20 protein-coding genes, 2 rRNA genes and 1 riboswitch are annotated in these 24,749 nt (G+C 69.0%); of the genes, 17 read left to right on the plus strand and 5 right to left on the minus strand.

Features of this window, described 5'->3' with window-relative positions:
- Window positions 1-174: 174 nt before the first annotated feature.
- From EIZ62_RS28065 to EIZ62_RS28120, 12 genes are all read left to right on the plus strand, one after another.
- Window positions 175-3,295: ribosomal RNA gene (locus tag EIZ62_RS28065) — 23S ribosomal RNA — on the plus strand.
- A gap of 95 nt (window positions 3,296-3,390) precedes the next feature.
- Window positions 3,391-3,507: ribosomal RNA gene (gene rrf / locus EIZ62_RS28070) — 5S ribosomal RNA — on the plus strand.
- A gap of 150 nt (window positions 3,508-3,657) precedes the next feature.
- Complete coding sequence (gene clsA / locus EIZ62_RS28075; protein ID WP_156695458.1) at window positions 3,658-4,266, plus strand: cardiolipin synthase ClsA; 609 nt, start codon at window positions 3,658-3,660, stop codon at window positions 4,264-4,266.
- A gap of 116 nt (window positions 4,267-4,382) precedes the next feature.
- Window positions 4,383-6,878 carry a mannose-1-phosphate guanyltransferase gene (locus tag EIZ62_RS28080; protein WP_156695459.1) on the plus strand — a complete coding sequence of 832 codons (2,496 nt, stop codon included), beginning with the start codon at window positions 4,383-4,385 and terminating at the stop codon, window positions 6,876-6,878.
- A gap of 113 nt (window positions 6,879-6,991) precedes the next feature.
- Entirely contained in the window at window positions 6,992-7,921 is a 930-nt protein-coding gene (locus EIZ62_RS28085) for a DUF881 domain-containing protein (RefSeq protein WP_156695460.1), read from the plus strand.
- A complete protein-coding gene (locus tag EIZ62_RS28090; protein ID WP_064068997.1) occupies window positions 7,918-8,250 on the plus strand; it encodes a small basic family protein in 333 nt (110 codons plus the stop codon). Before EIZ62_RS28085 ends, EIZ62_RS28090 begins: the two co-directional genes overlap by 4 nt.
- 5 nt (window positions 8,251-8,255) lie before the next feature.
- A complete protein-coding gene (locus EIZ62_RS28095; protein WP_156695461.1) occupies window positions 8,256-9,104 on the plus strand; it encodes a DUF881 domain-containing protein in 849 nt (282 codons plus the stop codon).
- Between the two features lie 166 nt (window positions 9,105-9,270).
- Window positions 9,271-10,206 (plus strand): FHA domain-containing protein, encoded by a 936-nt coding sequence (locus EIZ62_RS32980; protein WP_156695462.1) that lies wholly within the window; start codon window positions 9,271-9,273, stop codon window positions 10,204-10,206.
- Window positions 10,207-10,223: 17 nt separating this feature from the next.
- Entirely contained in the window at window positions 10,224-10,976 is a 753-nt protein-coding gene (ftsR, locus tag EIZ62_RS28105) for a transcriptional regulator FtsR (protein WP_208828073.1), read from the plus strand.
- A 53-nt stretch (window positions 10,977-11,029) separates the two neighbouring features.
- Window positions 11,030-11,503: a bifunctional nuclease family protein gene (locus EIZ62_RS28110; protein WP_004002801.1), complete on the plus strand. Its 474-nt coding sequence runs from the start codon at window positions 11,030-11,032 to the stop codon at window positions 11,501-11,503.
- A gap of 195 nt (window positions 11,504-11,698) precedes the next feature.
- Window positions 11,699-12,370 (plus strand): MerR family transcriptional regulator, encoded by a 672-nt coding sequence (locus EIZ62_RS28115; RefSeq protein ID WP_244375994.1) that lies wholly within the window; start codon window positions 11,699-11,701, stop codon window positions 12,368-12,370.
- 57 nt (window positions 12,371-12,427) lie between these two features.
- Entirely contained in the window at window positions 12,428-13,990 is a 1,563-nt protein-coding gene (locus EIZ62_RS28120) for a DNA polymerase IV (protein ID WP_156695464.1), read from the plus strand.
- On the opposite strand, the gene EIZ62_RS28125 is transcribed toward EIZ62_RS28120, so the two are convergent.
- Window positions 13,918-14,283, minus strand: a complete 366-nt coding sequence (locus tag EIZ62_RS28125) for a PRC-barrel domain-containing protein (protein ID WP_208828075.1) — start codon at window positions 14,281-14,283, stop codon at window positions 13,918-13,920. The two genes, EIZ62_RS28120 and EIZ62_RS28125, sit on opposite strands and share 73 nt — an antisense overlap.
- A gap of 114 nt (window positions 14,284-14,397) precedes the next feature.
- Window positions 14,398-14,497: riboswitch (glycine riboswitch) on the plus strand.
- A 179-nt stretch (window positions 14,498-14,676) separates the two neighbouring features.
- Here EIZ62_RS28125 and gcvP point away from each other — a divergent pair.
- A complete protein-coding gene (gcvP, locus tag EIZ62_RS28130; protein WP_156695466.1) occupies window positions 14,677-17,562 on the plus strand; it encodes an aminomethyl-transferring glycine dehydrogenase in 2,886 nt (961 codons plus the stop codon).
- A gap of 136 nt (window positions 17,563-17,698) precedes the next feature.
- Here gcvP and EIZ62_RS28135 read toward each other — a convergent pair whose 3' ends face one another.
- Both EIZ62_RS28135 and EIZ62_RS28140 read right to left on the minus strand, forming a co-directional pair.
- A complete protein-coding gene (locus tag EIZ62_RS28135) occupies window positions 17,699-17,905 on the minus strand; it encodes a DUF5999 family protein (RefSeq protein ID WP_280117760.1) in 207 nt (68 codons plus the stop codon).
- Between the two features lie 250 nt (window positions 17,906-18,155).
- The gene (locus tag EIZ62_RS28140) at window positions 18,156-18,749 is read right to left on the minus strand and encodes a hypothetical protein (protein WP_156695468.1); all 594 of its coding nucleotides are present in this window, start codon (window positions 18,747-18,749) and stop codon (window positions 18,156-18,158) included.
- 521 nt (window positions 18,750-19,270) lie between these two features.
- Between EIZ62_RS28140 and EIZ62_RS28145 the strand changes: the two genes are divergently transcribed.
- Both EIZ62_RS28145 and EIZ62_RS28150 read left to right on the plus strand, forming a co-directional pair.
- A complete protein-coding gene (locus EIZ62_RS28145; RefSeq protein ID WP_156695469.1) occupies window positions 19,271-20,797 on the plus strand; it encodes a glutamate-cysteine ligase family protein in 1,527 nt (508 codons plus the stop codon).
- A gap of 121 nt (window positions 20,798-20,918) precedes the next feature.
- A complete protein-coding gene (locus tag EIZ62_RS28150; RefSeq protein ID WP_156695470.1) occupies window positions 20,919-21,698 on the plus strand; it encodes a CPBP family intramembrane glutamic endopeptidase in 780 nt (259 codons plus the stop codon).
- Between the two features lie 116 nt (window positions 21,699-21,814).
- Here the strand turns inward: EIZ62_RS28150 and EIZ62_RS28155 are convergent, their stop codons facing one another.
- Window positions 21,815-22,624 carry a PhzF family phenazine biosynthesis protein gene (locus EIZ62_RS28155; protein ID WP_156695471.1) on the minus strand — a complete coding sequence of 270 codons (810 nt, stop codon included), beginning with the start codon at window positions 22,622-22,624 and terminating at the stop codon, window positions 21,815-21,817.
- A gap of 148 nt (window positions 22,625-22,772) precedes the next feature.
- Between EIZ62_RS28155 and EIZ62_RS28160 the strand changes: the two genes are divergently transcribed.
- Window positions 22,773-23,390, plus strand: coding sequence for a PadR family transcriptional regulator (locus EIZ62_RS28160; protein ID WP_156695472.1), 618 nt, complete (start codon window positions 22,773-22,775; stop codon window positions 23,388-23,390).
- A gap of 66 nt (window positions 23,391-23,456) precedes the next feature.
- On the opposite strand, the gene EIZ62_RS28165 is transcribed toward EIZ62_RS28160, so the two are convergent.
- On the minus strand, window positions 23,457-23,885 hold the full coding sequence (locus tag EIZ62_RS28165; protein WP_156695473.1) for a type II toxin-antitoxin system Rv0910 family toxin: 429 nt from the start codon (window positions 23,883-23,885) through the stop codon (window positions 23,457-23,459).
- Between the two features lie 513 nt (window positions 23,886-24,398).
- Here EIZ62_RS28165 and EIZ62_RS28170 point away from each other — a divergent pair.
- On the plus strand, window positions 24,399-24,746 hold the full coding sequence (locus EIZ62_RS28170) for a hypothetical protein (protein ID WP_244375996.1): 348 nt from the start codon (window positions 24,399-24,401) through the stop codon (window positions 24,744-24,746).
- Window positions 24,747-24,749: the final 3 nt, after the last annotated feature.

Consider the following 24,749-nt stretch of genomic DNA (forward strand, 5'->3'; position numbering starts at 1 on the left):
GCGTGGAACACGGAGAAGGAACGAGAGTGTCGGGCACGCTGTTGGGTGTCTGAGGGTGCGAGCGTTGCTCGCCCTTCTGCGATGCCGGCCCCAGTGAACCTGTTCGTCTTGTACGGCAGGGTGATGGGTGGCTGGTCGTTGCTTGAGAACTGCACAGTGGACGCGAGCATCTGTGGCCAAGTTTTTAAGGGCGCACGGTGGATGCCTTGGCACCAGGAACCGATGAAGGACGTGGGAGGCCACGATAGTCCCCGGGGAGCCGTCAACCAGGCTTTGATCCGGGGGTTTCCGAATGGGGAAACCCGGCAGTCGTCATGGGCTGTCACCCACTGCTGAACACATAGGCAGTGTGGAGGGAACGAGGGGAAGTGAAACATCTCAGTACCCTCAGGAAGAGAAAACAACCGTGATTCCGGGAGTAGTGGCGAGCGAAACCGGATGAGGCCAAACCGTATGCGTGTGATACCCGGCAGGGGTTGCGCATGCGGGGTTGTGGGATCTCTCTTTCACAGTCTGCCGGCTGTGAGACGAGTCAGAAACCGTATGAGTAGGCGAAGGACATGCGAAAGGTCCGGCGTAGAGGGTAAGACCCCCGTAGCTGAAACTCATGCGGCTCGTTTGAGAGACACCCAAGTAGCACGGGGCCCGAGAAATCCCGTGTGAATCTGGCGGGACCACCCGCTAAGCCTAAATATTCCCTGGTGACCGATAGCGGATAGTACCGTGAGGGAATGGTGAAAAGTACCGCGGGAGCGGAGTGAAATAGTACCTGAAACCGTGTGCCTACAAGCCGTGGGAGCGTCGCACAGAGACTTGTCTCTGTGTCGTGACTGCGTGCCTTTTGAAGAATGAGCCTGCGAGTTTGCGGTGTGTTGCGAGGTTAACCCGTGTGGGGAAGCCGTAGCGAAAGCGAGTCCGAACAGGGCGATTTAGTAGCGCGCTCAAGACCCGAAGCGGAGTGATCTAGCCATGGGCAGGTTGAAGCGGAGGTAAGACTTCGTGGAGGACCGAACCCACCAGGGTTGAAAACCTGGGGGATGACCTGTGGTTAGGGGTGAAAGGCCAATCAAACTCCGTGATAGCTGGTTCTCCCCGAAATGCATTTAGGTGCAGCGTCGTGTGTTTCTTGCCGGAGGTAGAGCACTGGATAGGCGATGGGCCCTACCGGGTTACTGACCTTAGCCAAACTCCGAATGCCGGTAAGTGAGAGCGCGGCAGTGAGACTGTGGGGGATAAGCTCCATGGTCGAGAGGGAAACAGCCCAGAGCATCGACTAAGGCCCCTAAGCGTACGCTAAGTGGGAAAGGATGTGGAGTCGCAGAGACAACCAGGAGGTTGGCTTAGAAGCAGCCACCCTTGAAAGAGTGCGTAATAGCTCACTGGTCAAGTGATTCCGCGCCGACAATGTAGCGGGGCTCAAGCGTACCGCCGAAGTCGTGTCATTGCAGCATACGGGCCAACGCCCGCTGTGATGGGTAGGGGAGCGTCGTGTGCCGGGTGAAGCAGCCGCGGAAGCGAGTTGTGGACGGTTCACGAGTGAGAATGCAGGCATGAGTAGCGATACACACGTGAGAAACGTGTGCGCCGATTGACTAAGGGTTCCTGGGTCAAGCTGATCTGCCCAGGGTAAGTCGGGACCTAAGGCGAGGCCGACAGGCGTAGTCGATGGACAACCGGTTGATATTCCGGTACCCGCTTTGAAACGCCCAATATCGAACCAGGCGATGCTAAGTCCGTGAAGCCGTTCCGGACCCTTCGGGGAAAGGAAAGTGGTGGAGCCGACGGACCAGACCTGTAGTAGGTAAGCGATGGGGTGACGCAGGAAGGTAGTCCAGCCCGGGCGGTGGTTGTCCCGGGGTAAGGGTGTAGGCCGTGTGATAGGCAAATCCGTCACACGTTAAGGCTGAGACCTGATGCCGAGCCGATTGTGGTGAAGTGGATGATCCTATGCTGTCGAGAAAAGCCTCTAGCGAGTTTCATGGCGGCCCGTACCCTAAACCGACTCAGGTGGTCAGGTAGAGAATACCGAGGCGTTCGGGTGAACTATGGTTAAGGAACTCGGCAAAATGCCCCCGTAACTTCGGGAGAAGGGGGGCCATCACTGGTGAGAGCACTTGCTGCTCGAGCTGGGGGTGGCCGCAGAGACCAGCGAGAAGCGACTGTTTACTAAAAACACAGGTCCGTGCGAAGCCGTAAGGCGATGTATACGGACTGACGCCTGCCCGGTGCTGGAACGTTAAGGGGACCGGTTAGCTCCATTTCGGTGGGGCGAAGCTGAGAACTTAAGCGCCAGTAAACGGCGGTGGTAACTATAACCATCCTAAGGTAGCGAAATTCCTTGTCGGGTAAGTTCCGACCTGCACGAATGGCGTAACGACTTCTCGACTGTCTCAACCATAGGCCCGGTGAAATTGCACTACGAGTAAAGATGCTCGTTTCGCGCAGCAGGACGGAAAGACCCCGGGACCTTTACTACAGTTTGATATTGGTGTTCGGTTCGGCTTGTGTAGGATAGGTGGGAGACTGTGAAGCTTGGACGCCAGTTCAGGTGGAGTCGTCGTTGAAATACCACTCTGGTCGTGCTGGATGTCTAACCTGGGTCCGTGATCCGGATCAGGGACAGTGTCTGATGGGTAGTTTAACTGGGGCGGTTGCCTCCTAAAGGGTAACGGAGGCGCCCAAAGGTTCCCTCAGCCTGGTTGGCAATCAGGTGTTGAGTGTAAGTGCACAAGGGAGCTTGACTGTGAGACCGACGGGTCGAGCAGGGACGAAAGTCGGGACTAGTGATCCGGCGGTGGCTTGTGGAAGCGCCGTCGCTCAACGGATAAAAGGTACCCCGGGGATAACAGGCTGATCTTCCCCAAGAGTCCATATCGACGGGATGGTTTGGCACCTCGATGTCGGCTCGTCGCATCCTGGGGCTGGAGTCGGTCCCAAGGGTTGGGCTGTTCGCCCATTAAAGCGGTACGCGAGCTGGGTTTAGAACGTCGTGAGACAGTTCGGTCCCTATCCGCTGTGCGCGTAGGAATATTGAGAAGGGCTGTCCCTAGTACGAGAGGACCGGGACGGACGAACCTCTGGTGTGCCAGTTGTTCTGCCAAGGGCATGGCTGGTTGGCTACGTTCGGGAGGGATAACCGCTGAAAGCATCTAAGCGGGAAGCCTGCTTCGAGATGAGTATTCCCACCTCCTTGAGAGGGTAAGGCTCCCAGTAGACGACTGGGTTGATAGGCCGGATATGGAAGCCCAGTAATGGGTGGAGTTGACCGGTACTAATAGGCCGAGGGCTTGTCCTCAGTTGCTCGCGTCCACTGTGTTAGTTCTGAAGTAACGAACTCCCACACCCCCTTGTTTGGGGTGGCTGGTTGTAGTTCGGATATCTTCATAGTGTTTCGGTGGTCATAGCGTTAGGGAAACGCCCGGTTACATTCCGAACCCGGAAGCTAAGCCTTTCAGCGCCGATGGTACTGCAGGGGGGACCCTGTGGGAGAGTAGGACGCCGCCGAACAATCATTAGCCTCAGTCCCCGGACCTCGTGTCCGGGGACTGAGGCTTTTTTGCGTTTCCGGAAGCCGGCACCACCCCCTGTGCGTCGCCCCTCTCGGCTGACGGTAAAGTCGGGGGGCATCGTTGGCACGTTTCCACAGGAGGCCCCCGGGTGGAGGTTCAGGAGACTCGCGTTCAGACGGACCGGGTCCTCACCATCCCCAACATCCTCAGCATGGCTCGCCTTGCTGGTGTGCCACTGTTCCTGTGGCTGATCCTTCTCCCCGAGTTCGGCGGTCCGAAGAGCGACGAGTGGGCGCTGCTCGTCCTGATGCTCAGCGGAGTCAGCGACTACCTCGACGGTAAGCTCGCCCGCCGCTGGAACCAGATCAGCAGCCTGGGCCGGCTCCTCGACCCGGCGGCCGACCGGCTGTACATCCTTTCCACACTTCTCGGTCTGACATGGCGTGAGATCCTGCCCCTCTGGCTCACCCTGGCCCTATTGGCCCGGGAGCTGATGCTGCTGGTGATGGTGGGAATCCTCCGGCGGCACGGGTATCCGCCGCCACAGGTGAACTTCCTCGGCAAGGCCGCGACCTTCAACCTGATGTACGCCTTCCCCCTCCTGCTGCTCAGTGACGGCACCGGCTGGCTTTCGTCACTCGCTGAAGTTTTCGGGTGGGCGTTCGCCGGATGGGGTACAACTCTGTATTGGTGGGCAGGGATCCTGTATGTGGTCCAGGTCCGCCGACTTGTCAAGGCGGATACCGCGGCCGATTGAGCCTGTCTGTCTGGTACCTAGCAGCGTTGCCAGTACCTCTTTGTTGTCAGTGGACCACTGTCCCGGACGGGTGAAGTCGGCTTGACCGTCGTCTCTGCAAGGAGGACGCTTCCGACATGAAGGCCGTCGTTATGGCCGGTGGCGAAGGTACTCGACTTCGCCCCATGACCTCGAGCATGCCCAAGCCGCTCCTGCCGGTGGCCAACCGGCCGATCATGGAGCACGTGCTCCGGCTGCTCAAACGGCACGGGCTCAATGAGACCGTCGTGACCGTCCAGTTCCTCGCGTCGCTCGTCAAGAACTACTTCGGCGACGGCGAAGAACTCGGCATGGAACTGACCTATGCCAACGAGGAGAAGCCCCTCGGTACCGCGGGAAGCGTCAAGAACGCCGAGGAAGCACTCAAGGACGACGCCTTCCTCGTCATCTCCGGTGATGCGCTCACGGATTTCGATCTGACGGACCTCATCGCGTTCCACAAGGAAAAGGGCGCGATGGTGACGGTCTGCCTCACCCGGGTTCCGAACCCGCTGGAATTCGGCATCACGATCGTGGACGAGGAAGGCAAGGTGGAGCGCTTCCTGGAGAAGCCCACCTGGGGCCAGGTGTTCTCCGACACGGTCAACACGGGTATTTACGTCATGGAGCCCGAGGTCTTCGACTACGTCGCGGCGGACGTTCCCGTCGACTGGTCCGGAGACGTCTTCCCGCAGCTGATGAAGGAAGGCAAGCCGATCTACGGCTATGTCGCCGAGGGCTACTGGGAGGACGTCGGCACACACGAGAGCTACGTCAAGGCGCAGGCCGACGTCCTCGAGGGAAAGGTCGACGTCGAACTCGACGGATTCGAGATCTCCCCGGGCGTCTGGGTCGCCGAGGGCGCGGAGGTGCACCCCGACGCCGTCCTGCGCGGGCCGCTGTACATCGGTGACTATGCCAAGGTCGAGGCGGGCGTCGAGATCCGCGAGCACACGGTCGTCGGATCGAACGTGGTGGTGAAGAGCGGCGCTTTCCTGCACAAGGCGGTTGTTCACGACAACGTCTACATCGGGCAGCACAGCAACCTCCGTGGCTGCGTCATCGGCAAGAACACCGACGTCATGCGGGCCGCCCGGATCGAGGAAGGCGCCGTCATCGGCGACGAGTGCCTCGTCGGTGAGGAAGCGATCGTCCAGGGCAATGTGCGGGTCTACCCGTTCAAGACGATCGAGGCGGGCGCCTTCGTCAATACGTCGGTGATCTGGGAGTCCCGCGGGCAGGCGCACCTCTTCGGCGCCCGCGGTGTTTCCGGAATTCTGAACGTCGAGATCACACCGGAACTCGCGGTGCGACTCGCCGGCGCGTACGCGACGACACTGAAGAAGGGGGCCACGGTCACCACGGCACGTGACCACTCCCGAGGTGCTCGCGCGCTGAAGCGGGCGGTGATCTCCGCGCTGCAGGCCAGCGCCATCGACGTACGCGACCTGGAGAACGTGCCGCTGCCCGTGGCGCGACAGCAGACGGCCCGTGGAAGCGCCGGCGGCATCATGATCCGGACGACGCCCGGTGTTCCCGACTCGGTCGACATCATGTTCTTCGACGAGCGGGGCGCCGACCTCTCCCAGGCGGGGCAGCGGAAGCTGGACCGGGTGTTCGCACGCCAGGAGTACCGGCGGGCGTTCCCGGGCGAGATCGGCGACCTGAGCTTCCCGTCCAGCGTCTTCGACTCGTACACCGGGTCCCTGCTGCGGAGTGTCGACACGACCGGTGTCGCCGACGCGGGCCTCAAGGTCGTCGTCGACGCGTCCAACGGCAGCGCCGGGCTCGTCCTGCCCAGCCTGTTGGGACGCCTCGGGGTGGACTCGCTGACGATCAACCCGGGTCTGGACGAGTCGCGGCCCACCGAGTCGGCCGAGTCCCGCCGGGCGGGTCTGGTGCGGCTCGGGGAGATAGTGGCGTCGGCCCGTGCCGCGTTCGGCGTGCGGTTCGACACGGTCGGCGAGCGGCTGTCGCTCGTCGACGAGCGCGGCAGGATCATCGAGGACGACCGGGCGCTGCTCGTGCTGCTCGACCTGGTGGCCGCCGAGCGGCGCAGCGGTCGGGTGGCCCTGCCGGTGACGACCACGCGGATCGCCGAGCAGGTCGCGGCGTACCACGGCACACAGGTGGACTGGACGACGACCTCTCCGGACGACCTGACCAGGGTCGGCCGTGAGGAGTCGACGATCTTCGGTGGCGACGGCCGCGGTGGCTTCATCGTCCCCGAGTTCAGCAGCGTCTTCGACGGTACGGCGGCGTTCGTGCGGCTGATCGGGCTCGTGGCGCGTACGCAGCTCACGCTCAGCCAGATCGATGCGCGCATCCCGCGGGCGCACGTGCTGAAGCGGGACCTGGCGACGCCGTGGGCCGTGAAGGGTCTGGTCATGCGGCGGGTCGTGGAGGCGGCCGGGGACCGGCACGTGGACACGACCGACGGCGTCCGGGTCGTCGAGGCCGACGGCCGCTGGGTGATGGTGCTGCCCGACCCCGCGGAGGCGGTGACGCACCTGTGGGCCGAGGGCCCGGACGACGCGTCCGCGCAGGCCCTGCTGGACGAGTGGGCGGCCGTGGTGGACAGCGCGGGCCGCTGAGGTCAGGCACGGCCGGCTGAGCGGTGAGCCGGGAGGCGCGGTTCCAGGGCGCCTCCCGGCTCACCGGTGGGGCCATTCGGCGGTAGCCGCTGCGACGTGCGACGATGTGCGGCATGTCGCAGCAGCCCCCCATTCGGAGCACCGGCTCCCCGCCACCGCGTCCCGATGCGTCCATGTCGCTGCTGACCAATGTGATGGACCACGCGCTCGACGACGGCTACGCGGAGGCGTCGGCCCGCAGGGACGCGGAGGGCGGCGGTCTGCCCCGTACGCTCCGCGCCAAACTGGGACTGGCGGCCGGACTCGTACTGGCCGCGTTCGTGGTCACGCTCGGCGCCGCGCAGGCGCAGATATCGGCTCCGGTGGTTGCCAAGGAGCGCGAGGAGCTCATCGACCGCATCCAGTCGGAGACCTCGGGGGCGGACCGCCTGGAGAAGGAGATCGAGGCGCTGCGCACCGAGGTGGGGGAGCGGCAGCGCAAGGCACTGGAGCAGCACGGCGGGGACCAGGGACAGCTCGTCGCGCTCCTGTCGGGGGCGACGCCGGTCCGTGGCCCGGGCGTCAGGCTGGTCGTCGACGACGCCAAGGACACCGACGCGGGCGGCGGCGGGCCGCGGGAGAGCGACGGTTTCGCCGATACGGGCCGTGTCCGCGACCGTGACATGCAGCGCGTCGTCAACGGGCTCTGGCAGGCGGGCGCGGAAGCCATCGCCATCAATGGTCAGCGCCTGACCGCCCTGTCGGCGATCCGCGCGGCGGGCGACGCCATACTGGTCGACAACAAACCGCTGGTGCCGCCCTACACGGTGCTGGCGGTGGGGGACGGAAAGAAGCTGAGTACGACGTTCCAGGACAGCGCGGACGGGCAGTACCTGCACGTGCTCCAGGAGAACTTCGGTATCCGCACCAGCATTTCGGACCAGGGCGAGGTGCGTCTGCCGGCGGCGCCGAGCCTGATCGTACGTACAGCACAGCCGGGCCATGCCGGAGCCGGAGCGGGTGACGGGCAGGGCACGGCCGACACAGGGAAGGGCACATCTTGATCGCCGTACTGGGCCTCGTCGTGGGAGTCGTGGTCGGACTGTTCATCCGGCCCGAGGTACCGGCGGTGGTCGAGCCCTACCTGCCGATCGCCGTCGTGGCCGCCCTGGACGCGGTCTTCGGCGGTCTGCGGGCCATGCTCGACGGGATCTTCGTCGACAAGGTCTTCGTCGTCTCGTTCCTGTCGAACGTCGTCGTCGCCGCCCTGATCGTGTTCCTCGGGGACAAGCTGGGCGTCGGCGCGCAGCTGTCGACCGGCGTGGTCGTGGTGCTGGGCATCCGGATCTTCTCCAACGCCGCCGCCATCCGGCGGCACGTGTTCCGGGCGTGAGGCCGATGAGCAACGAAGAGACACCGAACCCGAACCCGAAGCCGAACCCCCACAGCGACCCCGAGCCGGCCCCGATGCCGCGCCCGGCCCCGAGCCCGGAAGCGGACCCGGGGACGGAGAGCGGGCGGGGGCAGCCGACCGGACGGCAGCGGCTGATGGCGGGCCTGTGGCCGCCGCGCGTGACGAGGGCACAACTCATCGTGGCCGTGCTGCTGTTCGGACTGGGGCTGGGCCTGGCCATCCAGGTCCGCTCCACCAGCGACACCGGTGCCCTGCGCGGTGCGCGCCAGGAGGACCTGGTGCGCATCCTCGACGAGCTCGACGACCGCACGCAGCGCCTGGAGGACGAGAAGGCGCTCCTCGAGGACCAGCGCACGGAGCTGGAGAACAGCTCCGACCAGGCCGAGGAGGCCCGTAAGCAGACGCTCGAAAAGGAGCGGCAGCTCGGGATCCTGGCCGGTACGGTGGCGGCCCAGGGGCCCGGGATCACGCTGACCATCGACGACGGCGCCGGAGCGGTGGAGTCGGACATGCTGCTGGACGCGATCCAGGAGCTGCGGGCGGCGGGGGCGGAAGCCATCCAGGTCAACGGCGTGCGGGTCGTCGCCGACTCGTACTTCTCCGGTGACGCCGGTGACATCGAGGTGGACGGCAAGAAAATCAAGGCGCCGTACCGTTTCAAGGTCATCGGGAAGCCGCAGGACCTCGAGCCGGCGCTGAACATCCCGGGAGGCGTCGTGCAGACGCTGGAGAAGGAGCAGGCCACGGCCGCGGTCACCCGGTCGCAGAAGATCGTCGTTGACGCCTTGCGACCGCCGGAGCGGCCTGACTACGCTCGGTCGTCATCGCAGTGAATCGGGGGTACATGGGGGTCAGGGGGCGAAGGTCCGTCATCGGAGGCGGGCCGGGTCGGGGAACGGCGTCCGGGGCACGCGGTGGACCGGCGGGAACCGGAAGACCGGTGCCAGGGCGCGAGGTTGCGGGGGGTCGGCGCATCACATACGTGGCGCGTGATGGAAACTGTCCGGAGGATACGGACGTTGTCATGATGTCCGGGTCGGCAGGTGTGTTCATTCAGGGTTCGTCCTGCCCCACGGGCGGGTCTGTTTCGTTCAAGGGGAATCGCCCGTGAAGTTGTTTGCGAAGTTGTTCGGCAGGAGCGCACGCGAGGAGGGCGGAAACGCCCGTCACCGCGCTCCGCGCCATGGCCAGAGCGAGGAGCAGGGTGGCGAGCGCCCGCTCTTCCGCGACGAGGTTGCGGGTCCGGGTGGTGACATTCCGGGGGGCCAGGGCGCGTCTGTTGACCCTGCCGGTTCCGGCCGCATAGGTTTCGGGGAACCATCAACCTCGAGTACGGGTGGAGGGTTTGCGCCCGACCCGTACGCGACGAGCGCCCACGCGGGGCAGCCGCGGCAGGAGGACTCCATGCCGGTGTGTACGAGGTGCGGGCACCGCAACGCCGAGTCGAGCCGGTTCTGCTCCAACTGCGGGGCACCGCTGCGAGGCGGGGTCCCGGCGGAGCGCGCGTCCGAGACGACGTCGACGATCTCGATCTCCGGCCTGGAGGCGTACGACTCCGAGGTCACCGGTCAGACGCAGCTGCCGTCGCTGTCGCCGGAGGCGCAGGCCGCCGTGGAGGCGCTGCCGCTCGGTTCGGCGCTCCTGGTGGTGCGGCGGGGCCCGAACTCGGGCAGCCGCTTCCTGCTGGACGGTGACCTGACCACGGCCGGACGGCACCCGCAGAGCGACATCTTCCTGGACGACGTGACCGTGTCACGGCGCCACGTGGAGTTCCGCAGGTCGCCCGACGGCAGCTTCACCGTCTCGGACGTCGGCAGCCTCAACGGCACCTACGTCAACCGTGAGCGGATCGACTCGGTTCCGCTGGCGAACGGTGACGAGGTGCAGATCGGCAAGTACCGGCTGGTCTTCTACGCGAGCCAGCGAGGCGTGTGACCCGGCAGGGGAGGCCCATGCTGCGAACCACGACGGGCGGTGCCGGCAACGGCACCGCCGGCGCGGCCGATCAGCTGGTGAGCATCGGCACGGTGCTCAACCAGCTGCGGGAAGAGTTTCCCGAAGTCACCATCTCGAAGATCAGGTTCCTGGAGGCCGAGGGGCTCGTCGAGCCACAGCGGACGGCTTCCGGATACCGGAAGTTCAGTGCGCGGGACGTGGAACGGCTCGGACGCATCCTGCGGATGCAGCGGGACCACTACCTGCCCCTGAAGGTGATCAGGGAGCACCTGGACGCCGTGGAGCGGGGCGAACAGGTGGAGCTGCCCGCCGCTCCCGGGCCGCAGCGCGAGCCCCTGGACGGCGAGCCGTGGCAGGCCGACGGGCAGGACCGCCCGACGGCCGCCCGCGTCGGCCGGGCGGAGCTCCTGGCGGCCTCGGGCGCCGGGGAGGAGGAACTCGCCGAGTGGGAGTCGTACGGCCTCGTCGTCCAGGGCGTGGACGGCGGTTACGACGCCGAGGCGGTGACCGTCGCGAAGCTCGTCGCCGATCTCGGGAGGTACGGGCTGGAACCGCGCCACCTGCGGGCGGTGAAAGCCGCCGCCGAGCGTGAGGCGGGCCTGGTCGAACAGGTGGTCGCACCCCTGCGCAGGCATCGTAATCCGCAGACCAGAGCCCATGCCGAGGCCACCGCCAAGGAGCTCGCGGCGCTGTCCGTACGGCTGCACGCGGCCCTCGTGCAGACCGCCCTCGGCGTCCGCTTGCACTGATCTTGACAGAGCCCGACTATCCAAACCGGTCCGGCACGTCCTAGGGTTGCAATGTGAACGAGCTCGATGTTGTCGGTGTCCGGGTGGAAATGCCGTCCAACCAGCCGATCGTGCTCCTGCGTGAAGTGGGAGGCGACCGGTACCTCCCGATCTGGATCGGTCCGGGGGAAGCGACGGCGATCGCCTTCGCGCAGCAGGGCATGGCCCCTGCCCGGCCGCTCACGCACGACCTCTTCAAGGACGTGCTCGAAGCCGTGGGCCAGGAGCTGACCGAGGTCCGGATCACGGACCTGCGGGAAGGTGTCTTCTACGCGGAGCTGGTCTTCGCGAGCGGGGTCGAGGTGAGCGCGCGGCCCTCCGACGCCATAGCGCTGGCCCTGCGCACCGGTACTCCCATCTACGGGAGCGACGGCGTGCTCGACGACGCCGGAATCGCCATCCCGGACGAGCAGGAGGACGAGGTGGAGAAGTTCCGCGAGTTCCTCGACCAGATCTCGCCCGAGGACTTCGGCACCAGCAGCCAGTAGGGAGGGCGGGCAAGCGGCCTGCACCAACCTTGGAGTCGGCTTTGAGCCCATTCGGGCACCCTTTCCCCGTTTCGGGATACGGGAAACCACTCTCAGGGTGATTATCACTCGGCGTGCCGAGTGTGGCGATCGTTGACGCACCCCTGGCGACTGCCTACCGTCGAGATGGCAGGTCAAGGACGGAGGGTCGGCGTGATGAGCAGCGGCGACGGTGCGACTGGGGGCCTCCCCGGACGAAGTCTGGGGAAGAGCGGGCCGTATCCGCTTCACGGGAGTGCGGCCGAGCGACTCCCGGCGGGGGCGGTCGGCGCGGTCGGTGCTGACGCCGACGCGGTGCCGGGCCGGCCGGCCGATCCGGCGGACCCCGCGACGGAGACGATCGGCTACCGGGGGCCCACCGCCTGTGCGGCGGCGGGCATCACGTACCGCCAGCTGGACTACTGGGCGCGGACCGGGCTGGTCGAGCCGAGTGTCCGGCCCGCCTACGGGTCCGGCACGCAGCGGCTGTACAGCTTTCGGGACGTGGTGGTCCTCAAGATCGTCAAACGGTTCCTGGACACCGGTGTCGCGCTGCAGAACATCCGCACGGCCGTCCAGCACCTGCGCGCGCGGGGCTTCCGGGACCTGGAGCGGATGACGCTCATGAGTGACGGGGCGACGGTCTACGAGTGCTCGTCGCCCGACGAGGTCGTCGACCTGTTGCAGGGCGGCCAGGGGGTCTTCGGGATCGCCGTGGGCGTGGTGTGGCGGGACGTCGAGGCGGCGCTCTCGCAGCTGCACGGGGAGCGCATCGACACGGGTGAGACGCTGGTGGGGCACAACCCGTCGGACGAGCTGGCGCGCAGGAGGCGTGACCGGGCTGTCTGAGTCGGTCCGTACGTGTGTGCGGGGCGATTGTCAGTGGTGTACGGCAGCATCGACGGTGTGAGAACCGCGCCGACGATCCTGCATCTGGACATGGATGCCTTCTTCGCCGCCGCCGAGCAGGCGGCGAAGCCGAGCCTGCGCGGGAAACCGGTGGTCGTGGGCGGCCTCGGGCCGCGCGGGGTCGTGGCCACCGCGTCGTACGAGGCCAGGCGGTTCGGGGTGCACTCGGCGATGCCGATGGCGCAGGCGCGCCGGCTGGCGCCCAACGCCGCGTACCTGGTGCCGCGTTTCTCCCTCTACCGGGCGGTCAGCGACCAGGTCATGGAGCTGCTGCGGGGGCTGTCGCCGCTCGTCGAGCCGTTGAGCCTCGACGAGGCGTTCGTGGACCTCGAGGCGGGGGGCTCGGCGCATGACGCGGCGACCGCGCGGGAGGCCGGTGAGCGGCTGCGCAGGGACATCAGGGCGGTCACGGGACTGACGGGGTCGGTGGGCCTGGCCGGGTCGAAGATGATCGCGAAGATCGCGTCCGAGGAGGCCAAGCCCGACGGCCTGGTGCTGATCGAGCCGGGCACGGAGCGGGACCTGCTGGACCCCAAGTCGGTGCGCATCCTGCCGGGTGTGGGGCCCGCCACCGGAGAGCATCTGCGGCGGGCCGGCATGACGACGGTGGCGGACCTGGCGGCGGCGGGCGAGGACGAGCTGGTACGGCTGCTGGGCAAGGCGCACGGGGAGTCGCTGTACCGGATGGCGCTCGGGTACGACGACCGGCCGGTGGTGGCCGAGCGGGACGCCAAGTCCGTGTCGGTGGAGGACACCTTCGACGTCGACCTGCACGACCGGGTGCGGGTGCGCACGGAGGTGGAGCGGCTGGCCGAGCGGTGCGTGCGGCGCTTGCGCGCAGCGGGGCGCTCGGGGCGGACGGTGGTGCTCAAGGTGCGGAGGTACGACTTCTCGACGCTGACCCGGTCCGAGACCCTGCGCGGTCCGACGGACGACCCGGTGGTGGTGCGGGAGGCGGCGGCACGGCTGCTGGAGTCGGTGGACACCACCGGTGGCGTCCGCCTGCTGGGTGTGGGCGTCACGGGGCTCGCGGACTTCACGCAGGAGGACCTGTTCGCCCAGGCCGCCGCGGAGCGGGCGGAGGCGGAGCAGGCCGAGGCGGAGCGGGGTGCGCCGGCAGGAGTGGCCGCCGGGGCCGACCCGGCAGGGGCGGGTCCGGGTGGGGCGGGCGCGCCGGTGGGGCCGGAGGCGGTTGCGGGGGACGCGGTGGACGCGGCTGAGGGGGGCCGCGTGGCCGGTGCCGCGGTAGGAACCGGCGGCGCGCAGGAGCCGAGTGCCGTCGCGGGTGACGGGGAAGCGCGGACGTGGATGGCCGGCCAGGACGTGCGGCACGCGGAGTACGGGCCGGGGTGGGTGCAGGGCAGCGGCCTGGGGCGGGTCACCGTCCGGTTCGAGGAGCCCGGGTCGTCGCAGCCCGGGCGGGTGCGGACGTTCAGGGCCGGTGATCCGGACCTGGAGCCGTCCGACCCGCTGCCCCTCGTGCCGGGTCAGTCCTCCTGGCCGGCGAGCCTGCCGAAGTCACGGTCCGAGGAGGGAGGCGGGGGGAGCGCGAGCCCGTAGTGGTGGTAGAGCTGGAGCTCCTGCTCGGGGGACAGGTGGCGGCCGACCCCGAAGTCGGGGGCGTCCTTGATCAGGGCCCGTTCGTACGGGACGTGGAGGCCGTCGTCCGCGAGGTCGCTGGGCTCCAGCGGGACGAAGGCGTCGCGGCTGAAGAGGCCCGTGCGCACCGCGGCCCACTCCGGGACGCCGGTCGCGTCGTCCAGGTACACCTCGTCGATGGTGCCGATCTTGTGGCCGTTGCGGTCGAAGGCTTTGCGGCCGATCAGGCTGCGCGGATCGATGTCGGTCTGCACGGTCCCTCCAACTGGTCGCAACCGCTCTGTCAACACTACGAAAGTGCACATCGGTGACGTCGGCCACTCGAGGGATGGGGCGGGGACCTCGCTGGTAGGCTGGCAAATGGCCGCTGACCCCGTGCGGGAGAGTCCTCCGGAGAAACCTTTCGGAGGCGCCGAAGGAGCAAATCCTCCCCGGAATCTCTCAGGCACCCGGTACCGCACGGACGAGGTCACTCTGGAAAGCAGGGCGGGCGTCGGACGGCATCCGCTCTCACCGACGGTGAAAGCCGGCCCGCCCCTCGGGGAGGTCCGGTGAAGCTCTCAGGTTGAGATGACAGAGGGGGAGGCCGTCCGGGCACCCGCGCCGTGGTGCCCCTCGCAGGTCGTATCGACCAGGAGGCCCCCGCCATGACCGCCAACCGCATTCCGCTCTCCGTACTCGAACAGGGCATCCCGTTCGAGCAGCGGCACATCGGGCCCGACGAGGAGGCCCGCGCCAAGATGCTGGCGCAGGTCGGCTACGGTTCGCTCGACGAGCTCACGGCTGCCGCGGTGCCGGATGTGATCAAGAGCGCCGAGGCCCTCGGGCTGCCCGGCGCGCGCACCGAGGCCGAGGTCCTCGCCGAACTGCGCTCCCTCGCCGACCGCAACCAGGTGCTGGCCCCGATGATCGGCCTCGGCTACCACGGCACGTTCACGCCGCCGGTCATCCTGCGCAACGTCATGGAGAACCCCGCCTGGTACACCGCGTACACGCCGTACCAGCCGGAGATCTCGCAGGGCCGCCTGGAGGCGCTGCTCAACTTCCAGACCATGGTCGCCGACCTCACCGGGCTGCCGACCTCCGGCGCCTCGCTGCTGGACGAGGGCACCGCCGCCGCCGAGGCCATGTCGCTGGCCCGCCGCGTCGGCAAGGTCAAGAAGGGCGTCTTCCTGATCGACGCCGACGCCCTGCCCCAGACCATCGCCGTCATCGAGACCCGCGCCGAGCCGACCGGTGTCGAGGTCGTCGTCGCCGACCTGAGCGACGGCATCCCCGCCGAGATCGCCGAGCGCGGCGTCTTCGGTGTGCTGCTCCAGTACCCCGGTGCCTCCGGTGCCGTACGCGACATCAAGCCGGTCATCGACCAGGCCCACGAGCTGGGCGCCATCGTGACCGTCTCCGCCGACCTGCTGGCGCTGACCCTCCTCACCTCGCCGGGCGAGCTGGGCGCCGACATCGCGGTCGGCACCACCCAGCGCTTCGGCGTCCCCATGGGCTTCGGCGGTCCGCACGCCGGCTACATGGCCGTCCGCGACACGTTCGCCCGCAGCCTTCCGGGCCGGCTCGTCGGCGTCTCCGTCGACGCCGACGGCAACAAGGCGTACCGCCTGGCGCTCCAGACGCGTGAGCAGCACATCCGCCGGGAGAAGGCCACCAGCAACATCTGCACCGCACAGGTGCTGCTCGCCGTCATGGCCGGCATGTACGCCGTCTACCACGGCCCCGACGGACTCCAGCAGATCGCCCAGCGCGTCCACCGCTACGCCGTCGTGCTCGCCGACGGGCTCCGCGCGGGCGGCGTGGACGTCGTCCACGACACCTTCTTCGACACCGTCACCGTCCGCGTACCCGGCCGGGCCGCCGAGGCCGTCGCCGCCGCCCGCGAGAACGGGGTCAACCTCCGTCTCGTCGACGCCGACCACGTCTCCGCCGCCTGCGACGAGACCACCGCCCGCGCCCAGATCGTGGCCGTGTGGGACGCGTTCGGCGTGCGGGGCGACATCGAGGCGCTGGACGCCGCCGCGGGCGAGGTGCTGCCCGAGGCGAGCCTGCGCTCCGACGCGTACCTCACCCACCCCGTCTTCCACGCCCACCGCTCCGAGACGGCGATGCTGCGCTACCTGCGCAGGCTCGCCGACCGGGACTACGCGCTCGACCGCGGCATGATCCCGCTCGGCTCCTGCACCATGAAGCTGAACGCGACCACCGAGATGGAGCCGGTGACCTGGCCCGAGTTCGGCCAGATCCACCCCTTCGCGCCGGTCGACCAGGCCCAGGGCTATCTGACCCTGATCCGTGAGCTGGAGGAGCGCCTCGCCGAGGTCACCGGCTACGACAAGGTCTCCATCCAGCCCAACGCGGGTTCGCAGGGCGAGCTGGCCGGCCTGCTCGCCGTCCGCGCGTACCACCGCGCCAACGGCGACACGCAGCGCACCATCTGCCTGATCCCGTCCTCCGCGCACGGCACCAACGCCGCCAGCGCCGTGATGGCCGGGATGAAGGTCGTGGTCGTCAAGACCGCCGACGACGGCGAGATCGACGTCGAGGACCTGCGCGCCAAGATCGAGCAGTACCGCGACCAGCTGTCCGTCCTGATGATCACCTACCCGTCCACGCACGGCGTGTTCGAGGAGCACGTCGCGGACATCTGCGCCCAGGTCCACGAGGCCGGCGGCCAGGTGTACGTCGACGGCGCCAACCTCAACGCGCTGGTCGGCCTGGCGAAGCCCGGCGAGTTCGGCGGCGACGTCTCGCACCTGAACCTGCACAAGACGTTCTGCATCCCGCACGGCGGCGGTGGCCCCGGCGTCGGCCCGGTCGGCGTGCGCGAGCACCTCGCCCCCTACCTGCCCAACCACCCGCTCCAGCCGAGCGCGGGCCCGGACACCGGGGTCGGCCCGATCTCGGCCGCCCCGTGGGGCTCGGCCGGCATCCTGCCGATCTCCTGGGCGTACGTCCGGCTCATGGGCGGCGAGGGCCTCAAGCGCGCCACGCAGGTCGCCGTCCTCGCGGCCAACTACATCGCCAAGCGCCTGGAGCCGCACTACCCGGTGCTCTACACCGGCCCGGCCGGGCTCGTCGCCCACGAGTGCATCGTGGACCTGCGCCCGATCTCCAAGGCGACCGGCGTCAGCGTCGACGACATCGCCAAGCGTCTGATCGACTACGGCTTCCACGCCCCGACCATGTCGTTCCCGGTGGCCGGCACCCTGATGATCGAGCCGACCGAGAGCGAGGACCTGACCGAGCTCGACCGGTTCTGCGACACGATGATCGCGATCCGCGGTGAGATCGAGAAGGTCGCGTCGGGCGAGTGGCCCGCGGACGACAACCCGCTGCGCAACGCCCCGCACACGGCGGCCGCGCTGGGCGGCGAGTGGACGCACGCGTACAGCCGGGAGGATGCGGTGTTCCCGGCCGGGGTCGTCGCCTCCGACAAGTACTGGCCGCCGGTGCGCCGGATCGACGGCGCGTTCGGCGACCGGAACCTGGTGTGCTCCTGCCCGCCGCTGGACGAGTACGACGCCTGACGGACAGGGCGCCTGATGAGCGGGGCGCCTGACGGACACGGCGAAGGGCCGGTACGGGATCGGAATCCCGTACCGGCCCTTCGCCGTGCGGTGTGCGCGGTGCTTGGTGCGTGGTGCACGTGCGTGCGGTGGTGCCTCAGGCGGCCGTGACGACCTTCGAGGCGCTCAGCGGCCGGTGCGGCGCGATGATCTGGCCGTCCGGCAGCAGTTCACCGGTGTCCTCGAAGAGCAGGACGCCGTTGCACAGCAGGCTCCAGCCCTGTTCCGGGTGGTGAGCCACCAGGTGGGCCGCCTCCCTGTCGGCGGAGTCGGCGGTCGGACAGGCTGGCTGGTGCTGGCACATGGGTCGGTTCTTTCGCTGCGGTGTGGTGTGTGTCCTGCGGCTCGATGCGGTGTTCATGGCCGCCCCCCGTTTGTCGGTCGGTCCGTTCCCAGTGTTGCCCCACCGGCGTCAATCCGCAGGGATTTCGCGGCAGCGCTTCCTACTGCTTAATGACGTGTCACCCGCCCGGATGGTTCAGCCCAACCACACTGTCCCTTCGGGTGGTTCGTCATGGCCGCACCGGGCTAGTCCGAACGGACCGGGGAAGTCATCACGCCGTTGACTCCAGCAGCGGCGGCGGCACCAGACGCAGCGTCAGCACCGGCAGCAGATCGGCGACCCGGCACGGCAGGTGCGCGGCGATCCCGGGCGGGGCCGGGGCCAGCGGGATCAGCAGGTCGGCGGGGGCGGGGGAGCCCTCGGCCGGATCGGCCTCGGGGTCGCCGTGCAGCCAGAGGGTCAGCATGTACAGATCGGGTACGGAGAGCAGGCGCGGCTGGTGGCCGGACGCCATGGCCTCGGCCTGGCGCAGGGCACGCTCCGTGGAGGCGAGGTAGGGACCCTCGAAGAAGTGCGAGAACGCCCAGCCGTCGGGCGTGAGGATGGTGTCCGCGGCGGCGACCGGGCGGTCGCCGCCGCGGATCAGGAACCGCCAGCCGGCCAGTCGGGTACGCGGTGCTCCGGCGGACGGAACGATCGGGTCGCGCACGTCCAGGACGTGGACGGGCAGCGGGAGTTCGGGGCTCAGCGGTCCCTGGACGGACCGGAGAGCGGGCGTGTGTGCCTCGCGGACGGCGGGGGAGCCGAGCGCCGCGAGAACGCTGCGCAGGGCAGGCGTGGGGGCAGGGGAGACGTGGAGCGGCATGGTGGGTCGCCTCTCAGTCAAGAGACAGGGTGATGCGGGGGAGGTGCGGACGGCGGTGTCAGCTCGGGGTCAGAGGGTGCCGGAAGGGGCCGGTGGCCGTGCCCGGGCTCGACTCTCTGCCTCGTTCGCGGAGTTTATACGACAGGTGTTCACACAATGTTTCCGCTAGCCGTCGGCGATATTACCGACAAGGCTGAAACAGGTCTTTATTTTGCGGAGTTTCTGTGGATTTCCCGCGGGGCCGGGGGTCGCCGCCTGCGGCGTTGCCCGGCGGGCGGTAGGCCGAATGCCGCTGCTGTTCCGACCCCTCGGGGCCGCCGTCGGCACCCCTTCCGATCGGGTCGTGGCGCCGGTAACTGCCCGCCGCCCCATGCCTCCGGAATGTGCCGGACAAACATCTTATCCAGCCTACCGTCCACACGCTGTCCATGTGGGCGTTACAGATCAGTCCGGCTGGGCATCATCGTCCGTGACGCGAGCGGACGATGCCGCGCGCCGCCCACTCGAGGAGGGACCCTTCGATGGGGGAGAAGATCGCGGCAGGGAGCTTCGACCTGTCCGATCGGCAGAGGTACCGCAGGAAACTCCAGGAGTGCCTGACGGGACTGGAGCGACTCCTTGCCGACAAGAGGTTCGACCGGCCACGGAATCTCGTGGGCCTGGAGATCGAACTGAATCTCGCCGGTGCGGACGGCATGCCGCGCATGATGAATGCCGAGGTGCTGGAGCGCATCGCGAGTCACGATTTCCAGACGGAACTCGGAATGTTCAACCTGGAAGTGAACATCGCGCCGCACCGGCTCGGCGGCCGGGTCTTCGACCAGCTCGCCGAAGAGCTGCGCACGGGGCTGGCGTATGCGCACCGCAAGGCGCAGGAGGTCGACGCCGGCATTGTGATGATCGGAATTCTGCCGACCCTGTCGCAGGACGACCTGGTGTCCCAGAACCTCTCGGACGTCGACCGCTACCGGCTGCTCAACGACGAGATCGTGGCCGCCCGGGGCGAGGACTTCACCCTCGACATCGAGGGGGTCGAGCGGCTGAGCTGCACGGCGAGTTCCATCGTGCCCGAATCGGCGTGCACCTCCGTGCAGCTGCACCTCCAGGTGACGCCCGAGCGCTTCGCCGACGTGTGGAATGCCGCCCAGGCCATCGCCGCCGTACAGATCGCGGTGGGCGCCAACGCGCCGTTCCTCTTCGGCCGGGAGCTGTGGCGGGAGTCCCGCCCTCCGCTGTTCACCCAGGCCACGGACACCCGCCCGCCCGAGCTCCAGGCGCAGGGCGTACGGCCCCGCACCTGGTTCGGGGAGCGGTGGGTGACCTCCGCGTACGAGCTCTTCGAGGAGAACGTGCGCTACTTCCCCGCACTGCTGCCGATCTGCGAGGACGAGGAACCGCTGCGGGTCCTCGACGAGGGCGGCGTACCGGCTCTCCGGGAACTCGTCCTGCACAACGGCACGGTCTACCGCTGGAACCGGCCGGTGTACGGGGTCGTGGACGGCGTTCCGCACCTGCGCGTGGAGAACCGGGTGCTGCCCGCCGGGCCGACCGTCGACGACGTCCTCGCCAACGCCGCCTTCTACTACGGCCTGGTGCGGGCCCTCGCCGAGGACGCCCGGCCCGTCTGGAGGCGGCTGCCGTTCGAGGACGCGGCCGCCAACTTCGACGCCGCCTGCCGGTACGGCATCGACGCGGAGCTGCGCTGGCCGCGGCCGGGCCGTGGCGGCGGGGTCACCACCGTGCCGGCGGTGAAGCTCGTACGGGACGAGCTGCTGCCGCTCGCCGCCGCCGGGCTCGACGCGTGGGGCGTGGAGCGCTCCGACCGCGAGCGGTACCTCGGGATCATCGAGCAGCGGTGCCGGCGCAAGGTCAACGGCGCGTCCTGGCAGGTGGAGACGTTCCACCGGGCCCTGGAGGCCGGGCTGGGGCGCGAGGCGGCGCTGGCCGCCACCACCCGCCAGTACTGCCGGCTGATGCGCCAGGGGAACCCGGTGCACACCTGGCCGACCGGTTTCCCCGGGCGGCCGGACGCACAGCTGGAGAGCTGACCGGACGCGTGCGGCCGGGCTGTGGGAGGGGTGACCGGACGCCCCGGCTGGGCTGGTGCCGCGATCGTCGGGCAAGCTGTGACGTCACCAGGGCGGTCGACCGAGGCAGGTGTGCGCGTACGTGGCAGGAACTCTCCCCGCTGAGAGCGTGGGGCCCAGGACCCTGCGGTCCGAGACGCTGATCGTCCTGGCGCTCTCCCTGGGCGCCAGCGGGGTCTCCGCGCTGATCAGCTTCATCGGCTCGCTGACGAAACCGGGCGGGCTGAAGGACCAGGCGGCGACGCTCAACGGCTCGTACTCGCCGGGGCGGCCCTGGCTGGACCTGGCCTGGCAGCTCTTCGGGATCGCGACGGCACTGGTGCCCGTCGTCCTCGTGGCGCACCTGCTGCTCAGGGAGGGCGCGGGGCTGCGGGCGATCGGCTTCGACCGGAGCCGGCCGTGGCAGGACCTGGGGCGCGGGACGCTGGTCGCGGCCGGCATCGGGAGCGCCGGGCTGGCGTTCTACCTGGCCGCGCGGGCCGCGGGCGCGAACCTGACGGTGGTGCCGGAGGCGCTGCCCGACGTGTGGTGGAAGTTCCCGGTGCTCATCCTGTCGGCGGTGCAGAACTCCGTGCTGGAGGAGGTCATCGTCGTCGGTTACCTGCTGCGGAGGCTGGACCAGCTGGGGTGGAGCCCCATGGCAGCGCTGACGGCCAGTTCGGTGCTGCGCGGTTCGTACCACCTGTACCAGGGCATCGGCGGCTTCATCGGCAACATGGTGATGGGCGTGGTCTTCGTGCTCCTCTACCGGCGGTGGGGGCGGGTCGGGCCGCTCGTCGTGGCGCACGCGCTGCTCGACATCGTCGCCTTCGTCGGATACGCGTTGCTGGCGGACCGGGTGGGGTGGCTGCCGACGGCGTGACGATGCGGCTGTCGTAGCCGGGAGGGGTACGGGTAGAGGGGCGTACGGACATCTCCGTACGCCCCTCTAGCCATACGCCCCCTCGTTCGTGGCCGGTGCGCTTCCGGTGCCGGTCGTCAGGCCAGCAGGTCGCCCTCGATGACCGTCACCGCGTGACCCGTCAGCAGCGTCCGCTCTCCGCGCAGCGTCGTGCGCACCAGCCCGGTGCGGGCGCCGCCCTGGAGGCCGGTCAGCGTGTCGCGGCCGAGGCGGGCCGACCAGTAGGGCGCGAGGGCGGTGTGCGCGCTGCCCGTCACGGGGTCCTCGTCGATGCCGACGGCGGGGAAGAAGCACCGCGAGACGAAGTCGTACCCCCGCTCCGGGTCGTCGGCGGCGGCCGTGGCGATGACACCCCGGTGCGACAGGGGCACCAGTGCGCCGAAGTCCGGTGCGAGGGACCGTACGGACCGCTCGTCGGGCAGCTCGACCAGCAGGTCACCGACGTGCGCGGCCGTGTCGTGGACGGTGACCACGTCGGCGCCGAGCGCCTCGGCGAGCCCGTCCGGTACGGGGGCGGGCGTCAGCGTGGAGGTCGGGAAGTCCAGCGTGAGGGAGCCGTCGTCGGCCGGCGTGGCGGAGAGGACGCCGCACCGCGCGGTGAAGCGGACGGTGCCGGTCGCGTACCCGGTGGTGTGCAGGACGTGCGCGGTGGCGAGCGTGGCGTGGCCGCACATGTCCACCTCGGTGACCGGCGTGAGCCAGCGCAGCGCCCAGTCGGCCTCGCCGCCCGGGGGGAGGGGGTGGGCGAAGGCCGTCTCCGAGAGGTTGACCTCCGCGGCGACCTTCTGGAGCCACTCGTCGTCCGGGAAGGCGTCCAGCAGCACGACCCCCGCCGGGTTGCCGGAGAAGGGGCGGTCGGTGAAGGCGTCGACGATTCGAATCCGCATGCACGTGACCGTAAGGCCCCGGCCGGCCCCCGGGCCAAGGCCAATCCGCGGTGCGCGGCTCTGAAGTCGCTCGACCGATTGCTCGGCGAGCTGTTCCGATATATCGTTGACGCATCGCGACAGATCAACGATGGAAGGAGCGTGCGAGATGCGTACGCAGGGAAACTGTGGTCCTGGGTCCGGCCATCGGGGCTGGGGTGGTGAGCACCGTGGAGACTTCGAGGGGCGGCGCGGCGCCTTCGGCCCGTTCGGGCCGGGGTTCGGTGGCGGGCCGTTCGGCGGAGGTTCCTTCGGCGGCGGGCGTGGGCGCGGAGGCGGGCGGGGCCGGGCGCGGCGCGGCGATGTGCGCGCCTCGATCCTCGCGCTGCTGAAGGACCGCCCGATGCACGGCTACGAGATGATCCAGGAGATCGCGGAGCGCAGCGGCGGGGCCTGGCGGCCCAGTCCCGGCTCGGTCTACCCGACCCTCCAGCTGCTGGAGGACGAGGACCTGATCACCAGCCGGAGCGAGGGCGGCAAGAAGCTGTTCACGCTCACCGACGCCGGGCGTACCGAGGCCGAGTCCGGGCCGGACGCCCCGTGGGAGGACGCGGGCCGCGGCGTCGACTGGGAGGCCATGCACGAGATCCGGCAGGCCGGGTTCGGGCTGCTCGAGGCGTTCGGGCAGGTCTGGAAGACCGGTGACGCCGACCAGCGGCAGAAGGCGCTGACCGTGATCAACGATGCCCGCAAGAAGCTGTACCTGATCCTGGCCGACGAGCACTGAGCCGCTCGCGGCCGGAGGAGGACCTCGCCGGTGCCCCGCGGCACGCCGCCGCGGGGCACCGGCGCGTCAGCTGACCAGGCCGGCCAGCCGGCGCAGCGACTCGTCCAGTGCGGTGGCCGCCGAGTCCTTCAGCCGGGCCGCCATCAGGGAGACGGCGGCGCCGGTGAACTCGCCGTCGATGCGGACGGTCGTGGCCCGGCCCTCGGGGGTGAGCGTGTAGCGCATGCCCAGCATCACGCCCATGGGGCCCTTGCCCCGGGTGGTCAGCAGCCGTTCCCGCTCCAGTTCCGCCACGGTCCAGGTGACTTCGGCGGGGAAGCCCATGAGCTTCATGTTCTCCTGGAAGGCCGCGCCGACCTCGAGCGGTTCGGGGCCGCCGGCGGGGAAGCCGGTGTGGGTGGCGTTCCAGCTGCCGTACGACGCGAAGTCCGTCAGCTGCGCCCAGACCCTGCCGGCCGGTGCCTCGATGCGTGCCTCCGCGCTGACCTCGGCCATGGGACCACCCCTTCTCGGCGGGCTCGGTGCCGGTGACGGTGCCGGTGCCGAGCCGTAGTCGTGCCGGCCGGTGTCGGCTCGTGCCGGCGCCGTGCTGGTGGCGCGGACCGTAGCGGCGCGGCCGTGAAGACACAAGGCTGATGACCCGTCAGCGATGGTCTTCGGCGGTCCTCGGTGTCCTCCGCGGGGAGGAGGCGACGGCGGCTCCTCCCCAACCTCCGTGAGACACGCGGATGATTCCCTACGGGGATGCCCGGGGCAGCACGGCTGATGGGGTGGGGAGGTGCGAAGCCCTACCCCGCGAGCCCCCCACAGCTCGCCGAAAGCCCCGCCGACAGCGAAAGCCCCCACCGATGCCGGGGGCGGGCTCGCCGACGAGCTGGTCTCCCTCGTCGCGGGCGCGCGGCGCAGGGCACTGCGGGGCGGCGACCGGCGGATCGACACGGCCCACCTGCTGCACTCGCTCCTCGAGTCCGACCCGGAGGTCCGGGCCGCTTTAGGCGGTGACCGGACGTGCGCGTACGCGGTTACCTGGTGCGGCGCAGCATCGGCTACGGGCTGCGCCGGCAGGAGTCCGTCGAGGACTCCGGCGCCGTGCCGACCCTGCCCGAGGCGGACGTATCCGGCTGGTCGCCCGCCGCCCGCCGCGGCGATGGACGACGCCCTGCGGCGGGCCGGACGCCGGGGCGACCGGCGCGCGACCGCCTCGACCCGCTCGCCGCCCTCTGCGCCGACCCCGCCTGCCGGGCCGTCGAGGTCCTCACCCGGGCGGGCGTCGACGCGGCCGTACCGGCGGCCGCGACCGCCGACCGTCTCAACAGGTGTCACCGGCTTTACGCTCCTGACGCGCCACTGCCATGATGT

It is taken from the genome of Streptomyces ficellus (assembly GCF_009739905.1).
GTDB lineage: Bacteria > Actinomycetota > Actinomycetes > Streptomycetales > Streptomycetaceae > Streptomyces > Streptomyces ficellus_A.

Excerpts from the sequence above, each read along its gene's own strand:
- ftsR (WP_208828073.1), top strand. The coding sequence starts at position 10,224 with ATGCTGCGAACCACGACGGGCGGTGCCGGCAACGGCACCGCCGGCGCG.
- EIZ62_RS28135 (WP_280117760.1), bottom strand. The coding sequence starts at position 17,905 with ATGTGCCAGCACCAGCCAGCCTGTCCGACCGCCGACTCCGCCGACAGG.
- gcvP (WP_156695466.1), top strand. The coding sequence starts at position 14,677 with ATGACCGCCAACCGCATTCCGCTCTCCGTACTCGAACAGGGCATCCCG.
- EIZ62_RS28080 (WP_156695459.1), top strand. The coding sequence starts at position 4,383 with ATGAAGGCCGTCGTTATGGCCGGTGGCGAAGGTACTCGACTTCGCCCC.
- EIZ62_RS28145 (WP_156695469.1), top strand. The coding sequence starts at position 19,271 with ATGGGGGAGAAGATCGCGGCAGGGAGCTTCGACCTGTCCGATCGGCAG.
- EIZ62_RS28140 (WP_156695468.1), bottom strand. The coding sequence starts at position 18,749 with ATGCCGCTCCACGTCTCCCCTGCCCCCACGCCTGCCCTGCGCAGCGTT.
- EIZ62_RS28155 (WP_156695471.1), bottom strand. The coding sequence starts at position 22,624 with ATGCGGATTCGAATCGTCGACGCCTTCACCGACCGCCCCTTCTCCGGC.
- EIZ62_RS28160 (WP_156695472.1), top strand. The coding sequence starts at position 22,773 with ATGCGTACGCAGGGAAACTGTGGTCCTGGGTCCGGCCATCGGGGCTGG.
- EIZ62_RS28085 (WP_156695460.1), top strand. The coding sequence starts at position 6,992 with ATGTCGCAGCAGCCCCCCATTCGGAGCACCGGCTCCCCGCCACCGCGT.
- EIZ62_RS28165 (WP_156695473.1), bottom strand. The coding sequence starts at position 23,885 with ATGGCCGAGGTCAGCGCGGAGGCACGCATCGAGGCACCGGCCGGCAGG.
- EIZ62_RS28115 (WP_244375994.1), top strand. The coding sequence starts at position 11,699 with ATGAGCAGCGGCGACGGTGCGACTGGGGGCCTCCCCGGACGAAGTCTG.
- EIZ62_RS28095 (WP_156695461.1), top strand. The coding sequence starts at position 8,256 with ATGAGCAACGAAGAGACACCGAACCCGAACCCGAAGCCGAACCCCCAC.